General features: G+C 42.2%; 19 protein-coding genes. 10 read left to right on the top strand and 9 right to left on the bottom strand.

All coding sequences use genetic code 11. The annotated features are described in order from the left end of the window. The first annotated feature begins 1 nt into the window (after position 1). Entirely contained in the window at positions 2-1129 is a 1128-nt protein-coding gene (locus HKX39_RS02245; protein WP_171679675.1) for an ABC transporter permease, read from the top strand. Between the two features lie 7 nt (positions 1130-1136). Then, the gene (locus HKX39_RS02240) at positions 1137-2531 is read left to right on the top strand and encodes an efflux transporter outer membrane subunit (protein WP_171679674.1); all 1395 of its coding nucleotides are present in this window, start codon (positions 1137-1139) and stop codon (positions 2529-2531) included. A gap of 74 nt (positions 2532-2605) precedes the next feature. On the opposite strand, the gene HKX39_RS02235 is transcribed toward HKX39_RS02240, so the two are convergent. Then, positions 2606-2812 (bottom strand): glycine zipper 2TM domain-containing protein, encoded by a 207-nt coding sequence (locus tag HKX39_RS02235; protein WP_171679673.1) that lies wholly within the window; start codon positions 2810-2812, stop codon positions 2606-2608. A gap of 108 nt (positions 2813-2920) precedes the next feature. Then, positions 2921-4594, bottom strand: coding sequence for an energy-dependent translational throttle protein EttA (ettA, locus tag HKX39_RS02230; protein WP_171679672.1), 1674 nt, complete (start codon positions 4592-4594; stop codon positions 2921-2923). Positions 4595-4742: 148 nt separating this feature from the next. Here ettA and HKX39_RS02225 point away from each other — a divergent pair, with 148 nt between their 5' ends. Next, entirely contained in the window at positions 4743-5258 is a 516-nt protein-coding gene (locus tag HKX39_RS02225; RefSeq protein WP_171679671.1) for a hypothetical protein, read from the top strand. Positions 5259-5286: 28 nt separating this feature from the next. Here HKX39_RS02225 and HKX39_RS02220 read toward each other — a convergent pair whose 3' ends face one another. From HKX39_RS02220 to pdxA, 5 genes are all read right to left on the bottom strand, one after another. After that, positions 5287-5583 carry a HigA family addiction module antitoxin gene (locus HKX39_RS02220; RefSeq protein WP_171679670.1) on the bottom strand — a complete coding sequence of 99 codons (297 nt, stop codon included), beginning with the start codon at positions 5581-5583 and terminating at the stop codon, positions 5287-5289. 12 nt (positions 5584-5595) lie between these two features. Then, positions 5596-5871, bottom strand: a complete 276-nt coding sequence (locus tag HKX39_RS02215) for a type II toxin-antitoxin system RelE/ParE family toxin (RefSeq protein WP_171679669.1) — start codon at positions 5869-5871, stop codon at positions 5596-5598. Positions 5872-6075: 204 nt separating this feature from the next. Continuing rightward, entirely contained in the window at positions 6076-6975 is a 900-nt protein-coding gene (locus HKX39_RS02210) for a glycosyltransferase family 2 protein (protein ID WP_171679668.1), read from the bottom strand. Positions 6976-7099: 124 nt separating this feature from the next. After that, complete coding sequence (locus HKX39_RS10715; RefSeq protein WP_257051013.1) at positions 7100-7228, bottom strand: hypothetical protein; 129 nt, start codon at positions 7226-7228, stop codon at positions 7100-7102. A gap of 128 nt (positions 7229-7356) precedes the next feature. After that, positions 7357-8361 carry a 4-hydroxythreonine-4-phosphate dehydrogenase PdxA gene (gene pdxA, locus HKX39_RS02205; protein ID WP_246225967.1) on the bottom strand — a complete coding sequence of 335 codons (1005 nt, stop codon included), beginning with the start codon at positions 8359-8361 and terminating at the stop codon, positions 7357-7359. Between the two features lie 66 nt (positions 8362-8427). Here pdxA and uvrA point away from each other — a divergent pair, with 66 nt between their 5' ends. Continuing rightward, the gene (uvrA, locus tag HKX39_RS02200) at positions 8428-14064 is read left to right on the top strand and encodes an excinuclease ABC subunit UvrA (protein WP_171679667.1); all 5637 of its coding nucleotides are present in this window, start codon (positions 8428-8430) and stop codon (positions 14062-14064) included. Between the two features lie 37 nt (positions 14065-14101). Further along, entirely contained in the window at positions 14102-15862 is a 1761-nt protein-coding gene (locus HKX39_RS02195) for an SLC13 family permease (protein ID WP_171679666.1), read from the top strand. Between the two features lie 70 nt (positions 15863-15932). Here the strand turns inward: HKX39_RS02195 and HKX39_RS02190 are convergent, their stop codons facing one another. Both HKX39_RS02190 and HKX39_RS02185 read right to left on the bottom strand, forming a co-directional pair. Further along, complete coding sequence (locus HKX39_RS02190; RefSeq protein ID WP_216605015.1) at positions 15933-17339, bottom strand: Na+/H+ antiporter NhaC family protein; 1407 nt, start codon at positions 17337-17339, stop codon at positions 15933-15935. A gap of 127 nt (positions 17340-17466) precedes the next feature. Continuing rightward, entirely contained in the window at positions 17467-18264 is a 798-nt protein-coding gene (locus HKX39_RS02185) for a tRNA threonylcarbamoyladenosine dehydratase (RefSeq protein ID WP_373566500.1), read from the bottom strand. 115 nt (positions 18265-18379) lie between these two features. Here HKX39_RS02185 and HKX39_RS02180 point away from each other — a divergent pair, with 115 nt between their 5' ends. The 5 genes from HKX39_RS02180 to purU all read left to right on the top strand — a co-directional run bounded on the left by HKX39_RS02180 (position 18380) and on the right by purU (position 22214). Next, a complete protein-coding gene (locus tag HKX39_RS02180) occupies positions 18380-19024 on the top strand; it encodes a gamma-glutamylcyclotransferase (protein WP_257050357.1) in 645 nt (214 codons plus the stop codon). Positions 19025-19095: 71 nt separating this feature from the next. Then, a complete protein-coding gene (gene pdxH / locus HKX39_RS02175; RefSeq protein ID WP_171679664.1) occupies positions 19096-19728 on the top strand; it encodes a pyridoxamine 5'-phosphate oxidase in 633 nt (210 codons plus the stop codon). Positions 19729-19740: 12 nt separating this feature from the next. Then, on the top strand, positions 19741-20268 hold the full coding sequence (locus HKX39_RS02170; RefSeq protein WP_171679663.1) for a flavin reductase family protein: 528 nt from the start codon (positions 19741-19743) through the stop codon (positions 20266-20268). Further along, positions 20255-21379, top strand: coding sequence for an NAD(P)/FAD-dependent oxidoreductase (locus HKX39_RS02165; RefSeq protein ID WP_171679662.1), 1125 nt, complete (start codon positions 20255-20257; stop codon positions 21377-21379). The genes HKX39_RS02170 and HKX39_RS02165 overlap by 14 nt, the downstream gene beginning before the upstream one ends. Then, positions 21369-22214 carry a formyltetrahydrofolate deformylase gene (purU, locus tag HKX39_RS02160; RefSeq protein WP_171679661.1) on the top strand — a complete coding sequence of 282 codons (846 nt, stop codon included), beginning with the start codon at positions 21369-21371 and terminating at the stop codon, positions 22212-22214. The genes HKX39_RS02165 and purU overlap by 11 nt, the downstream gene beginning before the upstream one ends. Positions 22215-22218 lie beyond the last annotated feature (4 nt).

Here is a 22218-nt window from a genome sequence, read left to right as displayed (position 1 = left end):
TATGTGGCTTTGGATAAAAAATACCTTTCACCTCACCATTAAAGAGTTTCGTAGCCTATTTAGTGACCCTGTATTGCTCGGTTTAATTGTTTACATATTTACTTTTGGTGTATGGACGTCTGTATCTGCCAGCTCTACTGAATTAAAAAATGCAGCAATTGCTATTGCCGATCATGACCAATCCACTTTATCTAAACAACTCCGTGATAGTTTATTAGCACCCAATTTTAAACCCCCTATCGATATCACTATTGATGAAATTGACCGTCATATGGATACGGGAAGATACACATTTGTTCTGGATATTCCTGCTAATTATGAAAAAGACTTACTAACGGGTTATACGCCTAAAATACAATTACTTGTCGATGCCACAGCAATGACACAAGCGGCGATTGGTACAGCATACATTCAACGCATCTTTGGAAGTGAAATTCAAAAATTCATGCGCCAAAACACGCAACAAGAAGGGCCTATTCGTTCTGCTATTCAAGTACTTTATAATCCTAACCACTCCAGTCAATGGTTTATGGGGGCTATGCAAGTAGTCGGCAACATTTCTTTAATCACTCTCCTACTCTCTGGGGCTGCCGTTATTCGAGAGCGAGAAAGAGGTACGATTGAACATCTTCTCGTTATGCCTGTAAGCTCAAGTGAAATCGCCCTAGCAAAAATCATCGCTAATGGCATTATTATCCTTACCGTGGCATTACTCTCTATTTACTTTGTCGTACATATCGGTTTAGATGTTCCTATTCGTATGAGCTCACTCCCTTTATTTGCGTTGGGAATTGCCGCTTTTTTATTCTCAATGGCATCCTTAGGCATTTTATTAGCTATCTTAGCTCCCTCAATGCCTCAATTTGGTCTATTGTGTATTCCTGTCTATATCGTTATGTATATGCTATCTGGTGCAGCCGCACCTATTGACAATATGCCTACCATTATCCAAATGCTTACCCAGTTCTCTCCCCAAACAGTGTTAAGTAGTTTTGCACAGGAAGTTCTCTTCAAACACGCGGATATTTCTCTTGTGAATACACATCTGATTAAGATGTTTGCTGCAGGTGCCCTTTTTCTAAGCATTGCGCTTCTTCAATTTAAGTCCATGCTTTCTCGACAAGGATAAAATTTCTATGAAAAAATTTCTCTTCTCTATCCTCATGACAAGCATACTCACTGCATGTGCAAATACCACCATTCCTGTTGAGTCTTCGGTCAATTTACCTATTCAATTTGAGAAAAATAAAAATGCCATGGGAAGTGAGGATATTCGCCAATGGTGGTCATTTTGGCAAGATTCTCAACTCACACAGCTTATTGAGGAAGCATTACGCTACAACAAAGACATTGCACTAGCACAAACACACTTAGCCGAAGCAAGATCCACAGCACAATTAGCCACAGCCGATAAAGGTCCTACTATTGGGGTAGGAGCCAATATTGGGGCAGCACGCACACGAGCTAATGATCTTCCTCTCATAGGTGATAGCTATAACACATTCTCCGCAGGTGGTGTGGGAGTTAGCGCCTCTTGGGAGCCCGACTTTTTTGGTAAAAAACAAAGCGATGCAGATGCTGCTATGTACGCCGCGCTTAGTAAAGAAGAACAACTCTATGCCACACAACTCGCCATCGTTGCCCAATTAGCGCAAAGTTACTTCCAATTTAATACGCTCTGGCAATATCATGCCATTTTGAGCCAAAATCTAACCGTCTTAAATAAATTACACCGCTACTTACAAGGGCGTTTTAATGCAGGTCATGTTACTCGCTATGAAGTTGAGCAAATCCAAAGTAATATTCTTTCTTTGCAAGCACAGCAGAGTGATTTAATCACACAAGCAGATAGCTTAGCACGCCAGATAGCAGTACTTAGCGGAAAAAACCCTCAAAATTTAGCGTCAATATTACACCCCAACTTAAAGGTGCTACAGTATGCCCCACCTGCGCCTACTGGTCAGTTGCCCGGTACAGTAATGGAAAGACGCCCTGATATCAGAGCCTATGCATTAGGTATTAAAGCTCGCTCAGCACAATTGGCTAGCGCCAAAGCAGACCTCTTACCTCGCTTTGATATCCAATTCTTAGGACAAGGTGGTCGACTATCACTGAGTAGTGATTTATCAAGCGTGTCTGGTCTAGCGAGTATTGTTAGTGCTGGTGTGCAACTCCCTATTTTTACCAATGGTCGTATACAAGCGAATATTGATGCTGCCAACGCACGTTTAAAGGCTAGTATTATTGAGTATGATCAAGCACTATTAAAAGCATTAGCAGAAGTTGAAAGCCATTATCAACTCAATGACGGTCTTGCGCAGAAAGTACGCTTACTAGAAAAAACAATATCACAACAACAGCAACAAGCACAGAATGCCGATAAACTATTTAAACACGGACACAAGACACTAGATGAGGTATTAAAAGCTCAACTGGACTCATTAACAACACAACGTGAACTTACCCAAGCTCGCCTACAGCGACATGAAAATATGATTAGTCTGTATAAAGCACTTGGCGGAGGCTGGTAAGAATTTATCTGTCTCAAATAGCAATGGTGGTTCAGATTAACTGAACCACCATTTTTGTTTCCATCTAATAATACTTATTTACCGACTTGGTTACCAATCACACCACCAACGGCTGCACCACCCACAGTACCTAAGGCACTACCGCCAGTGATTACAGCTCCGGCTACACCACCAATAGCTGCACCACCAATCGTGCTTTTATCGCGAGTACTTAAATGACCGCAAGCGCTTAAACTGACTACCAATGCTGAAATAGCTAACATTTTCGTCATCGTTTTCATAAAAACTCCTTTAATAAAACATAGGCGATAAAACTAGCTTACCAAAGAAAAAGCACAGAATATAGCCTATTCTGTGCTTGTTTATTTCACCTTATTACGAGAAAAGGCTTATTTTAATGCCTTATAACGAATACGCTTAGGTTGAACACCCTCTTCACCCAAACGACGCTTCTTATCCGCTTCGTACTCTTGATAGTTACCATCAAAGAAGACCACTTGCGAATCTCCCTCAAATGCAAGAATATGTGTCGCAATGCGGTCTAAGAACCAACGATCATGACTAATGACCATAATGCTACCGGCGAACTCCAATAACGCATCCTCAAGCGCACGTAATGTTTCTACGTCTAAGTCATTTGATGGCTCGTCAAGGAGTAACACATTACCACCCTTGATGAGTGTTTTTGCCATATGTAAACGACCACGTTCACCACCTGATAAAGAACCCACTTGTTTATTCTGGTCAGAGCCTTTGAAATTAAAACGACCTAAATAAGCACGGGCAGGCATTTCAAACTTACCTACCGTGAGTAAGTCTGCACCATTAGCAATATAGTCAAAGACGGTCTTATCATTTTCCATGCCATCACGAGATTGATCGACAAAAGAAATATTAGCCGTTTTACCAATAATTACCTCGCCCGAGTCTGGTTGCTCTTTACCTGTAATCATACGGAAGAGCGTTGATTTACCCGCACCGTTAGGACCGATAATCCCCACAATAGCACCCGCAGGCACTTTAAAACTTAGATCATCAATTAACAGACGATCACCAAATGCCTTACTCACATTTTTGAACTCAATCACTTCATTACCCAAGCGGTCAGCTACAGGAATAAAGATTTCTTGCGTTTCATTACGTTTTTGATATTCATAAGAAGAAAGCTCTTCAAAACGTGCCAAACGTGCTTTAGATTTTGCCTGACGACCCTTAGGATTCTGACGCACCCACTCAAGCTCTTTCTTAATCGTACGCTGACGTGCAGACTCTTGGTTTTCCTCTTGTTGAAGACGATTTTCTTTTTGCTCTAACCAAGAACTATAGTTGCCTTTCCAAGGAATACCGTGTCCACGGTCTAACTCTAAAATCCATTCTGCTGCATTGTCCAAGAAATAACGGTCATGCGTTACTGCCACTACCGTGCCAGGGAACTTCTGTAAAAACTGCTCTAACCAATCCACACTTTCTGCATCTAAATGGTTGGTTGGCTCGTCTAATAACAACATATCTGGCTTTGATAAGAGCAAAGCACATAAAGCAACACGGCGCTTTTCACCGCCTGATAAATGACCCACAATGGCATCCCAAGGAGGAAGACGTAAAGCATCAGCCGCCACTTCCATCTGATGTTCAATATCATCAGCACCACTAGAAGCCGCTGCCGCAATAATCGCCTCTAACTCCGCTTGTTCTGCAGCTAATTTATCAAAGTCTGCATCAGGTTCTGCATACTCAATATACACCTGCTCTAAGCGCTGACGTGCCGCAAATACCGCACCTAAACCTTGCTCTACAGCTTGGCGTACCGTATGTTCTGGATTTAATTGAGGCTCTTGAGGTAAATACCCAATATGCAAATTGGGCATAGGGACTGCTTCACCTTCAATCTCCTTATCCAAACCTGCCATAATTTTTAATAAAGTTGATTTACCTGAACCATTTAAACCTAGTACACCAATCTTTGCACCTGGGAAAAACGATAAAGAAATATCACGAAGAATTTGACGTTTAGGCGGAACAATTTTGCCTACACGGTTCATTGTAAAAACGTATTGAGCCATAGCTACCTATGAGTATTTAAATCGTTAAAAACATTAACCTCTATTTTAAAAGATTTTGCATTACAATAGAGCGAAAGTTATCGCAAAATCAGATACTGGGCAGACATCAAACTCATCCTTTTATTTGATACTCTTTGAAGGACCCATAATGACACAAACGTTTTCATCTACTGAAGTTGAACTACTCGCCAAAACCGTTGAGGCACTTAGCGCTTATATGGGTAAGCCTGTACTCGCCGAAATTGATGTTACCGAAGAAGGCTATGAGTGGATTGCCTTTGGCACACCACTCGAAGTCGGTAAAGATGTCGATGCAGAAGCGGTCATTATGCAAATGGGCGGCCCATCTGCTCGCCTAATCGGTGCATCCGCATTAATGGAAGACTTTAACCAAAGCGTCTACGAATGTGAGTTCCTATGGGGTATCCAAATTGGTGAACCACCATTACGCTTTACGCGTATTGATTATCAAGGCGATGAAGTTGATTGGTCAGAAGACTTGGCCATGTTACTGCCTTTTGGTTTAGATGATAGCGATATCATTACCGAGATGGAGGCCCAAGACCTTAATGATGACTATGGTGACTTTGATGATGACGATTTAGACGAAGAGTCCTCGGCACCAGAACAAGGAACTTATCTCGGTAAAAAGGTATGGCATTAAAGGTTTATATGCTTAATACCCGCACATATTAAGCAAGTTCTAACATTTTGATGGGTTGAATATTGACATCACTCTTTTGATATTTTAACTGCCACAAATCATACTTCATTTGTAAGTTCAGCCACATTTCCGCAGTACTAATCCCCGCTTGCTCCAAACGCCATGCCATTTGAGCCGTAATCGGTGTTCTACCATGTAAAGTACGGCTCATCGCCTCTCTCGAATAACCCAGATGTCGAGCAAACTCCGTGACTGTCATATTTAACCCAGGTAATACATCCTCTCTAAGAATATCACACGGTGGTGGGGGATTATGCATTAGCATGTAATATCACTCCTAATGGTAGTCTTCATAATTCACGATATAGACGTGCCCCTCTTTAATTTCAAAGGTAATACGCCAATTTCCAGAAATGGATAATGCCCATTCAGTATCTCTATCCCCTTTTAAACGATGGCATTGCCATAATCCCTTTAGCTGAGAGATATCAGATAACTCATCTAATACTGATAAGACCCTTGCGATTTTGGAAGCATACATCTTGTTAATGCCAGATGTATCACCTGTTCTAAAAAATCGCTCCAAACCTTTATGAATAAAACTTTTAATCATAGATTAAGTGTGATTTATTAAATCACAAAAAAATAAAGTTAATCAAGGTAATCTATGATTATTGTGCGTGTTAATGACTCATAATACGAGAGATAGAACAAAAAAATCCTCTTATACTATTTACCTATTGTTTTATCATAACCCTCTATTTATCAAATAAAAAAAGGGATTTAATTTAAACATAAATCAAATCCCTTTCACTATTCACCGATACATCACCCTCGCTATCGGTGCTGTTAACGCCACCAATAATTTCGCTTTCCAATCAGTCAACTGCCCCCATTCAGGAACACACTGTCCTTGTTTAGCCAATACGCGCTTAAATCGGTTATAGCGAATCGCCGCTTTAATAAATTCTTTAGGCTGATATTTAAACCATGGCATACAATCATTGACCATATCTTTAGCCAACCATAATAATCCCAAGGCATGCTTATTACCTTGTGTATGCCCCTCATGTGATAGAGAATCATCACTATCATAATACGTGCGATAGACATGATTGATAAATAAGGTGTTATAACCTGCTCGTGCAATCTTACGCCACACTAAACTTTCAGGAACAAACCCAGGAATATTTTCAGGAAAAGGAAATTGCTTAAGCACAGCCGTATTTAAACAACCAAACTTTTCACCCCTGACTTTATATTTAAAGTACATATCAATCGCACTTAAATCCATCACGTCTTGAGGATAAGGATCACCGACAATTTCTCCATTGGGTTTGGCACATAATCCCGTGATACCAATAAATCGCTCACGATTGTCTAGCTGCTGCCACGTTGTCCACATATGCGCTAAGGCATCAGGCAAAATCGTATCATCACTATCTAGTGCGACCAATAATTCTCCTTGTGCTTCTCGCACGCCATGATTAAACGCCGCTTTTTTATGCTGGTTGGTTTGCCATAGATAACGAATCGTCAGTTTTGCCTCAGCTTGCCAACCCTCTACTAAAGCGCGGGTATCATCTGTGGAGCCATCGTCCACAATAAGCCATTCGAAATCACGAAAATGCTGAGCAAGTAAGCTCTCATAAACTCGAGGTAAGGTATGCGCTCGATTATAGGTAGGGGTCATTACCGTGATAGGCAGAGTACTCATAAATCCTCAGGACAAAATATATCGTATAAAAAGCAAAAGCCAAGACTCTACTGAATCTCGGCTTGGAATTTTGCCAACTACGCTTGCAAAAACAAGGATAGTTACAACTAGTGTTAAACCCGAATTATACGCGTTTAACTTTTTCTAGCATTTTAAATGTACCCTTTGGAGAGCCTACAAACAAACGTTTGAAAGATTTGCTTAAGCAACGGCGCTCTAGAGTATTACGGCGATTACGTTTGATTTCTGCCATGTTTTTCTCCGGAATATGCAGTTTGGATTTAATCCGTTAGTGTAGCCTATTTTTATAAAAAGGGCGAAGTTTTTTGATTTTTCAATAAAAAATGTTGTTTTTTGTTGGTAAGTATTTGCTACCAATCATCATAGCGAGCGTTTATTGGCTATCTTCATCGCCAACAAAAACGCCTCTCTTAATGACGACTCATCGGCTATTCCCTTGCCAGCAATATCAAATGCCGTTCCATGATCGACACTTGTACGGATAAAGGGCAGACCTACCGTCACATTCACCCCCGTATCAACGCCAAGATACTTCACAGGAATCAATCCTTGATCGTGATATTGTGCCACAACCATATCAAACTCTCCTCGGCGAGCTCGCATAAATATCGTATCCCCTGGATAAGGACCACTCACATTCACCCCCTCAGCACGCAACTGCTCAATCACTGGGCGAATAATGTCCTCATCTTCCCGCCCAAAACGTCCCTCTTCTCCCGCATGAGGATTGAGTCCTGCCACCGCAATACGTCCATTTTCCAGACCTAATTGACGACAGGCGTGTGCCGCTAAACGAATAGTGATGCTCTCTCTCTCAGGCGTAATTAAAGCAGGTACTGCCGATAATGCCTCATGAATCGTGACCAGAATCACTCGTAATTCATCATTTAATAGCATCATCCCCACATGTTCAACACCTGCACGATGCGCTAGAATTTCGGTATGACCAGGAAAATCATACCCCGCTTTTTTTAGAGACACTTTATGCAAAGGTGCCGTCACAATCGCAGCAATCTCACCAGTCATCGCATCATCAATAGCCTGATTTAAAAAGCGAAAACTACCCTCACCAGCTGCCGCACTAGTCTCTCCCAATACTAAATTTTCATCAAAATACATACCACAATTGATTACTGGGATAGCATCTGGAGCAACAGTTAATGCTTCTGTTATATCCGCACATTCAACAATCGACAATTCTCCAAAACCGCAAAAATCAGCCGCCCGTTGTAAGCTAAACACATCACCATAGACGACTACTGGTGCAGGAAGTCCTTTTTTAAAAAGTTTAACAATTAATTCTGGACCAATTCCTGCTGCATCCCCCATCGTAATACCAATGGGTTTACAATCACTAGCATACATATCACTTCCTTTATAGCGAACTGCCTGATAATTTAGCAGTTTAGCACTTTACTTTTATTTCTCGCTATGTCTTCACAAATTCGTCTTTTTGGCGCTAAGCAAAATAGTCTAAAAAATTTAAATGTTGCATTTAATACCGGAGAAATTACCGTTCTGACAGGGGTATCAGGTTCAGGCAAAAGCTCTCTAGCATTCGATACCCTCTATGCAGAAGGTCAACGTAAATATGTCGAGACTTTTTCACCGTATGCACGTCAATTCCTCGACCGTATGGATAAGCCGCAGGTAGATCATATTGAAGGCATCCTCCCTGCGATTGCCATTGATCAGACTAATCCTGTGCGTAATTCACGTAGTTCCGTCGGCACCATGACGGAATTAAACGATCATTTGAAACTTTTATTTGCACGTGTCGCAACCCTACACTGTCGCCAATGCGCAGAACCTGTTCATAAAGATAATAGTGAAACGATTTATAAGCAACTCGGTGCCTTGAGTCAAGCTGCCAATGACCCTCGTTTAATTCTTACCTTTGCTATTCAAGTGCCAAGTAACTATAGCGAAGAGGAAGTTAAGCACTTTCTAGAACAACAAGGTTTTACACGTATCCACGCCGAAGAAACACAGGACATTAAACCAAGCAAGAAAAAAAGCAAGACTGAACCTGAAAGCTACCGTACCTTGCATGTTGTACAAGACCGTTTCCGCTTTAGCAAGGCAGAAAAAGAGCGCATTATCGAAGCGATTGAATCTGCTTTTAAGTATGGTCTAGGTAAATTACGTGTTTATGCCCTCAATGATGAAGGAGAAAATGCCTATCAATGGAACTTCAGTCAGCACCTACATTGTGCGACTTGTGATATCAATTATGCTGAAGCATTACCAAGTACTTTCTCATTTAACTCACCACTAGGCGCTTGCGAAGTCTGTCGAGGTTTTGGTCGTACCATGGGCATTGATTATGGCTTAGTGGTACCCGATGAAAATAAAACCTTAGCTGAAGGTGCCATTAAACCTTGGCAAACACCAACCTATGCAGAATGCCAAGACGAACTGATGAAGTATGCACCTAAAGCGGGTATTCGTACAAACGTCCCTTGGAAATCACTCTCTGAAAAGGAACTCGAATGGATTATTCATGGTGACCCAGAATTTAAAGATACTCGACAAGGCTGGAAGACTCAATGGTATGGTACCGCTCGCTTCTTTGATTATTTAGAAAGCAAATCCTACAAAATGCACATCCGTGTCATGCTGTCTAAATATCGCTCTTATCGTCCATGCGAAAGCTGTCATGGCTCTCGTCTGAAATCCGATGCTAATCTCTGGCGTATCGGCAAACAGACCGCCGAACGCTATCCGCTCTATCAACGATTTATGCCTGTCGGTACGCAATGGTCTGATAGCCAACTACAACAACTGCCCGGTCTTGCTATTCACGATTTGATGCGCTTACCTTTGAGCGATGTTAAAAGCTTTTTCCAAGAAGAAGACTTCAGTCAAGACTCCGCTATCGAACTCGTAATGACTGAGATTAAAACGCGACTAAACTACCTTAATGATGTCGGTCTTTCTTATCTCAGTTTAGACAGACAAAGCCGCACTTTATCTGGTGGTGAAGTACAACGTATCAACCTCACCACAGCACTCGGTACATCATTGACCAATACCCTCTTTGTGCTAGATGAACCTTCCATCGGTCTTCATCCTCATGATATGAATCAAATTGTTCGTGTGATGCAACGTTTACGTCAAGCTGGCAATACCCTGGTGGTTGTCGAACACGACCCACAAGTCATGGTCGCCGCTGACCGTATTTTGGATATTGGTCCGGGTCCAGGAGAGCGTGGTGGTGAGATTGTGTTTGACGGTACGCCAGCGCAACTGCGTCACGCTCCTACGTTAACAGGTCAATACCTCGGTGGTCGCTTGCGTGTCGAAGCACCTTTACCGATGAAGGTGCTGCCAAATACCCCAAAACTTTTACTACAAGGCGCACGAGAGCATAATCTAAAAAACATTGATGTCGCCTTCCCGCTTAACCGTTTTGTTTGTCTGACGGGCGTTTCAGGTTCAGGTAAATCCACTTTAATTCAAGATGTGTTATACCCTGCGCTTCTCAAACATTTTAATAAACCGACTGAAGCACCCGGTGCTTATTCTCATTTATTAGGTGCAGAGCAAATCGCTGAAGTCATTATGGTGGACCAGACCCCCATTGGCAAAACAGCGCGTTCTAACCCTGCGAGTTATGTGGGTGCATTTGATGCCATTCGTAAGATTTTTGCGCAAGCGCCTTTATCGCGTGAACGTGGCTACACAGCAGGCACCTTTAGCTTTAATAGTGGGGACGGTCGTTGTCCAACATGTAGTGGCACCGGTTTTGAGCATGTTGAAATGCAATTCCTCTCTGATGTCTATCTACGTTGCCCTGATTGTGATGGCAAACGTTTTAGACCTGAAATATTAGAGGTAGAAGTCGAACATCTCGGCAAAACCGCTAATATTGCAGATGTCCTAGCCATGACTGTCAGCGAAGCACTCGCTTTCTTTAAAGGACTTAAAGATGTCAAAACCAGCTTACAACCATTAGTCGATGTAGGTTTAGAATATGTGAGTCTGGGACAGCCTGTACCGACACTTTCTGGTGGTGAAGCGCAACGCTTAAAACTCGCAGGACACCTCGTCGAGGCAGCTAAATTAGGCAATAAAGCCAAATCACTTGCATACAAAGGTAATTTATTCCTATTTGACGAGCCGACAACAGGTCTACATTTTGATGATGTTGCTCGCCTAATGCGTGCCTTCCGTAAGCTCTTAGAAGCAGGACACTCTCTAATTATTATTGAGCATAATCTCGATGTTATCCGTGCTGCCGATTGGATTATTGATTTAGGTCCATCAGGTGGTCATGGTGGTGGTCATATCGTAGCAGAAGGTACGCCTGATGAGTTAAAGAAACACAAGCAATCACTCACAGGACAAGCCCTTCGTGAATATGAAAAGGACATTATTATTGAGTCAGCACAGACAATCAATGAACAAGAAATGCACTATCAAGTGCAACATAATCGTCCTACTCAGATTGAGATTTTAAATGCTCGTGAGCATAATTTAAAAAATATCTCCGTCAATATCCCACACAATAAATTTAGTGTCATTACAGGAGTATCCGGATCAGGTAAATCTACGCTCGCCTTTGATATTTTATTCAATGAAGGACAGCGCCGCTACCTAGAGTCACTTAATGCCTATGCACGTGCAGTTGTCCAACCTGCTGGCAAACCGGATGTCGATGCGATTTATGGGATTGCTCCAACGGTTGCTATTGAGCAAAGAACCAGTCGAGGGGGGCGTAAATCGACCGTCGGTACCATGACCGAAATTCATCATTTCTTGCGTCTACTCTATGTAAAGTTGGGAACACAATATTGTCCTTGCTGCCATGTCCCTGTTGTTCCCTCCAGTAAAGAACAAATCTTTGCTCAAATTCTTCGTGAACATAAAGGTGAACGCATTGCCCTCCTTGCCCCACTCGTCACGGCACGTAAGGGCTATTACACCGACTTAGCGAAATGGGCAGAAAAAGCAGGCTATACACAATTACGTGTAGATGGTGAGTTTATTCCTGTCAATCCTTGGCCACGTCTAGATCGTTATAAAGAACATACGATTGAATTGTCCGTATTGGATACCACAGTTTCAGCATCACAAGAAAAAACCTTACTGGATGGCATTGCATTAGCACTTCAACATGGTCAAGGCGTAATGAGCATTCTGCCAAACTTGCAGAAGAAAAAAGAGCTTAATCAACAAGAGAATGTCACTCAACGCCACTTCTCTAGTAAACGTGTTTGCCCTAGTTGTGGCACTAGCTTCCCAGAACCTGACCCTCGTTTATTTTCGTATAACTCGAAACATGGTTGGTGTCCTAGCTGCTTTGGTACAGGTTTAAGCATTGCAGGCTTTGACGCCGAACAAACAGGCGAAGAAAGTAACTGGCTAAATCAGGAAGAGGACGGTGAATATCTCGGTACATGTACAAGCTGCTCCAGCACTCGTTTAAACCCTATTGCACGTGCTGTTCAATGGGAAGAAAAATCTATTACGGATATTAGTGCCATGTCTGTCCAAGAGGCACAAGACTTTTTTACCCAACTTCGCCTAGGCAAACGAGAAGCTGAAATTGCACGCGATATTCTTTTAGAAATAAAGAGTCGTTTAAGCTTTATGCAATCGGTCGGTTTAAATTACCTCACCCTAGACCGTTCATCACCGACGCTTTCAGGCGGTGAAGCTCAGCGTATCCGCCTAGCTGCGCAACTAGGCTCCAACTTACAAGGTGTCTGTTATATTCTAGACGAACCAACTATTGGCTTACATCCTCGGGATAATCGTATTTTATTAGATGCATTAAGCAAACTAGAGGGAAATGGTAATACCTTAGTTGTTGTTGAGCATGATGAAGACACAATCCGTAAAGCTGAACATATTATAGATATCGGACCAGGGGCAGGTGTACGCGGTGGTACCGTAGTCGCTCAAGGAAGTTATGAAGATATTATCAATAATCCTCAATCCCTTACAGGTAAATTCCTTGCTCACCCTATTCAACATCCTATGCAAGCAAGACGTGCCATCACAAATGAACAAGATTGGTTAAGCATTAAAGGCGCCACTCTACATAACTTACAAGATGTCGATGCAAAAATCCCTCTCGGTAAGTTAAGTGTAATTACGGGGGTATCAGGATCAGGAAAATCTAGTCTTGCACGTGATGTCCTCCTACACAATCTTAAACAGATAGTCGGTAGCAAAGACAAACCACAATGGCAAGGATGCCAAACCATTGAAGGTTGGGAAAAGCTCGACCGAGTCCTTGAGGTCGATCAAACACCGATTGGCAAAACACCTCGCTCATGTCCTGCGACATATATTGGATTCTGGGACGATGTACGCCAACAGTTTGCTCAAACACGTGATGCCAAAATTCGTGGTTGGACGGCTTCACGATTCTCCTTTAATACAGGAACCGGTCGCTGTCCGGTCTGCGAAGGACAAGGTATGCGTACGGTAGAAATGAGTTTCTTACCTGATATGAAAGTGCCTTGCGAGGCCTGTCATGGCGCACGCTTTAACCCTGAAACATTAAGCATTAAATTAAGAGAACAATCCATCGGTGATGTTCTTCGTATGGAAATGGATGATGCTATCCCTTATTTTGCTGCACATCCTAAAGTATTACGACCATTACAACTGATGCAAGATGTCGGACTAGGCTATCTGACACTAGGACAAGCCTCTCCGACCTTATCAGGTGGTGAGGCACAACGCATTAAACTCGTCTCTGAATTAGTCAAAGCGCGCCTCGATGAAGGAGTTATCAAAACAGGGCGTGCTTCTCGTTTACCTCATACCCTCTATGTGCTAGATGAACCCACCGTAGGATTATCCATGGCTGATGTTGAAAAACTCATCCATGTGCTCCACCGTTTGGTCGATGCTGGTAATACCGTAGTCGTCATTGAACATAATCTTGATGTGATGGCTGAGGCTGACTGGATTCTGGATATGGGGCCTGAGGGTGGCACAGGTGGCGGACAATTAGTCGCAAGTGGCAGTCCAGAAGAACTCATTAAACAGAAAAAACGCTCGCATACAGGTGCCGTTTTAGCGGAGTTTATGTCTACAAAAAAAGACTAAAAGATGAGTATAATGCACGTATGATAGGGAGCGCACAATGACTATAGATATTATTATTACGCTTAGTATTGTTTTGATGGCTGTCGTATTTTTTGCGACAGAAAAAATCCGTATTGATGCCGTTGCTATTATCGTACTAACACTACTCACCTTATCAGGACAGATTGATGTTAAAGAAGCACTTAGCGGCTTTAGCAACTCAGCTACCATTACAATTGCAGCTATGTTTGTGCTAGCCACAGGACTAAAAAATAGTGGTGCATTAGACAGCGTGGGGGAGTTACTTTCTCGTGTTAAATCACCTTGGTTATTTTTGCTGACCTTATTTATCATCACCTCTCTTATCTCTCCCTTTGTTAATAATACGGCGGTCGTTGCTGTCTTTATTCCCGTTGTCATTGCTGCATCACATAATATAGGCTTATCCCCCTCGAAATCCCTTATCCCCCTATCTTATGTTTCACAAATGGCAGGGGTTTCTACTTTGATTGGGACATCAACCAATCTCTTAGTTGATGCGATTGCAAAGCAACAAGGCTTGCCCGGATTCTCAATGTTTGAATTCACCCCTCTAGGGTTGATTTTTCTAGTCATTGGATGTGCCTACCTACTCCTGCTCAATCGCTGGCTACTTCCAGATACTTCTAGCTTGAGCAATGAGGAAATTGGTCATGGCAAATATGTGAGTGAACTTAAGATTTCTGCCGACTCTCCTTTAATTGGAAAAATGGCCGATGAGTTGGCTCTTAACGACACCTATGATGTTTATATTCTGAGTGTCCTTCGTGGCAATGAACGTTTATCAACACCCTCTCACCAACTATTACAAGAGAACGACATCCTCTTAGTAAGAGGCGAAGTTGACGGGCTTATGGAGCTGAGAGAAAAATATAAACTCACCCATAGTTCTGCATTACATCATATCCAACAAGAAAAAAACGATGAGCTCATGGTGGCAGAAGTCATGATTGCCCCTAATTCTCACTGGTTACATAGCAATACGTTCTTGCTCAATCGACTGTGGAACCGCAATATGGTGGTATGGGGCATGCAACGTCGCGGAAAAATTATCCGCGAACGTTTGCGTACGCTCTCTTTTCAAGTGGGCGATATTTTATTGATGAGTCTCCCCAAAGAGGACATCGAACAACTCAAAAGTGACCACAATTTTATTTTGCTCTCAGAAACTAGCTATCGCACTAAGAGCAATTGGCGAGCCTACTTCTCCATTGCAGTTATGGCGACTGTCGTTATTACCTCGGCCATCGGTATAGCGCCTATTGTAATTACGTCTCTACTCGGTGCTGTTGCTATGGCACTAGCAGGTTGCTTAGGTGATGAAGACAGTTACAACGTTATTGATTGGCGAGTCATTATTTTGCTTGCTGGACTCTTTCCACTAGGCATTGCGATGACCAATAGTGGTGCTGCCCAGTTTATCGCTGATCATACGATTGCTAAAGCTGCCGTATTAGGCCCCGTTATGGCATTAGCGATTTTATATCTCATGACAATGATTCTAACTGAGTTTATGAGTAACGCTGGTACTGCTGTACTGCTGACACCTATTGCCATTAGTACCGCACAGTCTCTAGAGGCGAGTCCTACTCCTTTTGTTATTGCCGTTATATTTGCCGCTGCCACCAGCTTTGTCACTCCAGTAGGTTATCAAACCAATGCCATGGTTTATGGTGCTGGCGGTTATAAGTTCACCGACTTTATCAAAGTAGGATTACCCTTGAATATTATTTTCTTTGTTCTGGGTATTGTATTTATTCCGATGTTTTGGCCTTTTTAACCTGATTTACTTCCATAAAAAGGTCAGCTTGATTAATAATCATCTGACCTTCTCAATCTATATTGAAATATTACAAATATAAAATCGCTACAAAAGCAAATAACAACATACCAATATTGGCATGTAAAAATGCGGGGATAACACTATCCTTAACATGATCGTGCTGACCATCAGCATTCAACCCAGCAGTTGCACCTAGCGAAATCGTCGAGGCTGGTGAGCCTGCATCACCCAAGGCCGCCGCAGCACCTAGCATAGCCATCGTCGCTAATGGAGACAATCCTAAAGCAAGGCTTAGCGGAATATAAACAGGCGCCAAAATCGGTACTGATGCAAACGAGTCCCCAAAACCAATCGTGATAAATAGACCAATCGCCAGCATCACAAAAACACCCAACATCTTATTATCACCGAATAGATCTTTTGCAGAGGCGACGAGTGAATCAATCTCGCCTGTCGCATTTAATACACCAGCAAAACCTGAGGCTATCGTGATAATGACGGCAATTTCCGCCATAAGACGCACACCATGCGTAAAAACATCATCTTGCGCTTGCCAACGATAAATCCCCGAAAAGCCCAAAATGACAAAACCTAATAAAGCACCTAAGAATAAAGAATCAAATAGCACTTGACACAATACTGTCGCAGCAATCGCCACTAAAGTAAATAGCAATTGCTGCCATTTAATCACCACAGGAGCCCCCTCATCTCGATTCGACAAAGGAATATCTTTATAAATACGAGGTTTACGATAAGAAACAAAAATCGCAAATAGCATACCCGCAAGAATACCCATCACTGGCCAGAACATCGCTTTAGGTGCCATATCTGCCGTACCTGCTAAACCCGCTGCGGCACCCACACTATTAAAATTTTCTAGCAAAATATCATTTAGATAAATTGCGCCAAAACCAAAAGGTAACAATAGATAACTTGCACTAATGCAGCACGCAAGAATACATGCCACCATACGACGGTCAATCTGTAGTTTATTCATCACCCCTAGTAAAGGCGGAATTAACACAGGAATAAAGGCGATATGAACAGGCACTAAGTTCTGAGAAATCAAGGACGCTACGATAAAAATAGCAAATAAAGTCCATTTAATCTGTGCTTGTACTTTTTGTCCTTGTACATTTAAGCGAGCAGAAATTTTCTGAGCTACCCACTCTAAGATACCACTACGCGCTAAAGCAACGGCAAAGGCACCCACCATAATATAGGTCATGCCCACCTGTGCTCCCCCTAGCAAATTATCGTTCAATGCTTTTAATACAGCATCAAACGACATCCCAGCATGTAAGCCACCTAGCAATGCGGCGATGACAATAGCCACCGCGACTGGAATTTTTAATAAACAAAAAGCCACCATCAGTACAATTGCCAAGGCGACTGCATTAATCGGAATGGACAATAGCTGCAAGCCAGCATACACAACACCCATTAATACCAATGCCGGTAAGACTTTTTTCATAAAAAAAACGTCCTCTCGATATGCGGAAAACATCCTTATTTTCTCCCGTTATATAAACATAAATATCAGCTATAAATAGCCCACAACTATTAAGGGGCTTTACCTCTTGGCAAGCCCCTTTTCCTTATTACGCTTTTAATAAAGTATCTAGTGTCAGATTAGCGACGGCGAGTCCCATTGTTGCTGTCACTGTCATACTCGAACCATACCCTGCACATGACAAACCCTGTGGTGCTTGGTCAGGATTTACCCATAAATCAGGTAATTGTGCCGTCTGCTCATACCAAATACAATTAACCCCCATTTTGGGTGGTTTTTTTAAAGCTCTACCTTTATTGTCCGAGCCTTTTGGATAAGCATGGTCTTTACGCAGAATTTGGCGAATACGACCGAGTAAATTATCATTTTTCACTAAAGCTAAATCACTATAACGCAAACTAAATACATCGGTTTTACCGCCAGCACCACCACACATAAAAAATGGAATATGATGTTGCCTAGCTGTCAATAACATCGCAATTTTGGCTTTGACTTGATCGGTACAATCTAATAATACATGAGGTGCATATTGTTTTAAATATGAATCAATATTCTGCTCATCAACAAAGTCATCAATAAGATTCAGCTTACACTCTGGATTAATATCCGCAATTCTTGCTGCCATTGCCTCAATCTTTGCCATACCGACAGTTGAACCTAACGCATGCACTTGACGATTGATATTCGACTCCGCCACATGATCCAAATCGGCTAAGGTTAACTGCCCTACTCCTGAGCGTGCTAACGCTTCTGCCACCCAAGAGCCTACTCCACCAATCCCTGCAATAAAAACATGCGATTGTGCGAGTTGCTGTGTTGCTTTTTCCCCATACAATCGTTGTAAACTGTTAAATCGGCGACTGATTGAATCTGTTGTGTTGTCCATCATTTTAAGAATTCACTATAATGTCATTATCATAGTTTGACTAGAATTTCGTTATTATAGTCGTATTAACAATATATCTGTTTATATATTAAGTATCTCTTTTGTTGTTATTGCCGTGTCAAAACTTAACATCCCAGCATTAAGCAAAGCTCAAGAACATCTTCGCACCTTCCGTCTTTGGACCGAAGAAGAGCGAGAAGAAACAATGTTCAAAACACTCAATGAGCTTGAAGAACAAAAAAACATCTGGATTTTTGGTTATGGCTCTCTCGTCTGGCGACCCGAATTTGCCTTTGAAGAGTCTCGTCATGCCACCCTTACTGGTTATAGCCGTGCCTTATGCTTATGGTCTTGTGTCAACAGAGGGACTCCCGAGCAACCCGGCTTAGTGTTTGGGTTAAAACAAGGGGGGACATGTGAGGGACGCGTCTACCGTATCCCTAACGAGGATATCATCGGTCAATTCCGTAAACTATGGCGCAGAGAAATGCCTTCAGAATCCTATACACCTATGTGGCTACCCTGCGAAACCCCCGAAGGAATAATTAAAGCGCTTGTTTTTGTTATGGATACGCGAACCAATGCTTATACAGGAGAACTCAGCGAAGAAGAAACCATTGAGATTGTCCTCAATGCAGCAGGCACCTATGGTCCTTGTCACGAGTACGTTACCCAAACATCAGATGCTTTAGCCCGTGCAGGTATTAAAGACGATTACCTTGTGTATCTCAGTAATCTCATCAAACAACGACTAGCCTAAGTTTTAATCAAGGACAGAACGGCTCGACTACGGTATACTAATACAAATTCTTACAACTATTGAGTCGTTCCATGTCTATTGCTGATTTACGAGAAAACTACGATAAAGATGTTTTGCTAGAAAGCAATATCCATCCAAATCCATTTACACAATTCCAACTTTGGTTTGATCAAGCACGTGCAGAAGGCGGTTTAGAACCCAATGCCATGACCGTATCTACCGTTTCTGCTGATGGCAAGCCAAGCTCTCGCATTTGCTTACTCAAAGACTTTGATGAGAGAGGTTTTGTCTTCTTTACCAATTACACATCGGCAAAAGGTCAAGATATCGAAGCAACCCCTTATGTGAGTCTTTTATTCTTTTGGATGGTTCAACAACGCCAAGTCCATATTAATGGACGTGTCGAAAAAATCTCGGAAGCAGAATCTACCGAATACTTTAAATCACGTCCGATTGGTTCCCAAATTGGTGCTTGGGCATCCTTGCAAAGCCAAGCTATCAGTCGCGAAATACTTGAGCAACGTTATGCTGACTATGAAGCACAATTTGGGGAAGATATCCCCAAACCAGCACATTGGGGAGGTTATCGTGTTATTCCTGAGACGATTGAATTCTGGCAAGGACGTCCTTCTCGTTTACATGATCGCCTGAAATTTACACGCGATATTACAGGTCAATGGCAACTGGGTCGCTTGTCGCCCTAAGCAGGAGAGGATATGTCTGCGAGAATTGCTAATTTTGATTCTTATGAATTTCGTCAGGCCTTAGGGCGCTTTGCGACTGGGGTAGCGATTGTCACTACCATTGACCCTCATACCAAAGCACCTCTAGGGCTCACTATCAGTTCTTTTAACTCGGTCTCGATGGATCCCCCTCTAGTGCTTTGGAGTTTACAAAATACATCAACATTGCTTGATATCTTCTTAAAAGCTGAACGTTATAACATTCATATTCTCACGGCGGAACAGATGTTATTAGCGCTTGAATTTTCTCGCGGTACACAAGAAGAACGTTTTTCTCATATTGACTTTAGCTATAACGAATTCGGCATTCCTAAACTAGCCGAGTTTTGTACAGCAGCGTATTTTGAATGCTATAACAAAAGCCAATACCATGAAGGTGACCATCATATTATGATTGGGCAAGTAGAGCGTTGCTCTCATAGCGACTATATGCCACTTGTCTTTCATGCAGGAACTTTTGATTTAACTCCTAATTCCCCTCAAAAAAATGACACAAAGTGATATCCAATGCATCGTCATCGGTGCAGGTGTAGTAGGCTTGGCCATTGCTCGTAAAATGGCTATGCAAGGCTACACTACTCTCATCGTCGAAGAAAATGAAGCCATAGGAACGGGCATTAGCTCTCGCAACTCCGAAGTCATTCATGCTGGTCTATACTATACGCCTGGCAGCTTAAAAGCCAAACTGTGCGTTTCTGGAAAAGAAATGCTCTATCAATACTGCCAAGAAAAAGGTATTGAACACCAACGCCTAGGCAAACTGCTTGTCGCCACAGAAGATAATCAACTCGCCAAGCTCCATAACATCAAAGAGACAGCAGAGGCCAATGGCGTACATGATTTACAATTACTCTCACCAGCAGAAGCGCAAACCTTAGAACCTAATCTACATTGCGTTGCCGCCTTACTTTCTCCTTCGACTGGGATTATTGATAGTCATGGCTTAATGCTAGCCTTACAGGGGGATGCCGAAAACCATGGTGCCCAATGTGTTTTTCATTCACCTTTGTTATCCGTCGATATTCGTGACGGCTTATTCCATTGTCAGTTTGGTGGTGAAGAAGCGATTGAACTGAGCTGCGAAATTCTTATTAATGCTGCTGGACTAAATGCGCCTTTATTAGCCAAAAATTTTAAAGGACTCGACCAGCAATATGTTCCCAATGCGTATTATTGCAGAGGCTGTTACTTCACCTTAAGCGGAAAATCCCCTTTTTCACGATTAATCTATCCTATGCCTAATGAAACCAGTTTAGGTATTCATCTGACGCTAGACTTAGGTGGGCAAGTCAAATTCGGTCCCGATATTGAATGGATTGAGCAAGTAGATTATTACTTAAATCCTGCTCGAAGCAGCGATTTTTATGAAGCAGTCCGTCAATATTGGCCTGGCTTACCTGATGGTGTATTAAACCCAGGCTATACCGGCATTCGCCCTAAAATTACTCGTCCATACGAACCAGCAGCAGACTTCCGTATTAGTACACCAGCTGAACACCATATTCCCAACCTTATTAATTTATTCGGGATAGAATCTCCCGGTTTAACCTCTTGTTTAGCCATCGCTGAATATGTTTATGACGCATTAAAGGTCTCTCACAATGAGCAATGATTTAATTTTAACCCTCTCTTGTCCTGACCGTACTGGTATTGTCCATGCTGTATCTGGATTTTTATTAAATATTAATGGCAATATCATTGATTCACAACAATTTGGAGATCCTGAGAGCCAGCAGTTTTTTTTACGCATCCACTTTACCAGCAATACCAACTTAAAAACCATTCGAGAGGGCTTTGTCCCCATTGCTGAGAAATTCCAAATGCAATGGCAAGTTCATGATAGTAAAGAGAAAATGCGTGTACTCATTTTGGTTAGCAAACAAGGGCATTGTCTAAATGATTTGCTTTTCCGTACTTATAGTGGTGCCTTACCCATTGAGATTGTCGCGATTGCCTCTAATCATCGCGATCACGAAGCACTCGCCAATGGCTATAAAGTTCCTTTCCATTATCTCCCTGTAAATGCAGAAACCAAACAAGCACAAGAAGCTCAAATTCTACAATTAGTGGATGATTTAAAAATTGATTTAGTGGTACTTGCTCGTTATATGCAAATTCTTTCTAATGAACTATGTCAAGCACTAGAAGGACGCGCCATTAATATTCATCACAGTTTTTTACCTAGCTTCAAAGGGGCAAAACCCTATCATCAAGCCCATGCTCGTGGGGTTAAAATTATCGGTGCCACGGCACATTATGTCACAGCAGATTTAGACGAAGGTCCCATTATTGAGCAAGATGTAGAAGCCGTCGACCATCGTTTAAGTGCCGATGAGCTTGTACAGGTGGGTAGCGATATTGAGTCCCTCGTACTCTCTCGTGCGGTACGTAATCATGCTGAACACCGCATTTTATTAAACGGACACAAAACTGTCGTCTTTGCTTAATACG

The sequence above is a fragment of the Pelistega suis genome, from assembly GCF_013133795.1.
Classification (GTDB): Bacteria; Pseudomonadota; Gammaproteobacteria; order Burkholderiales; family Burkholderiaceae_B; genus Taylorella; species Taylorella suis.
This window is presented reverse-complemented; position numbering and strand designations above follow the sequence as displayed.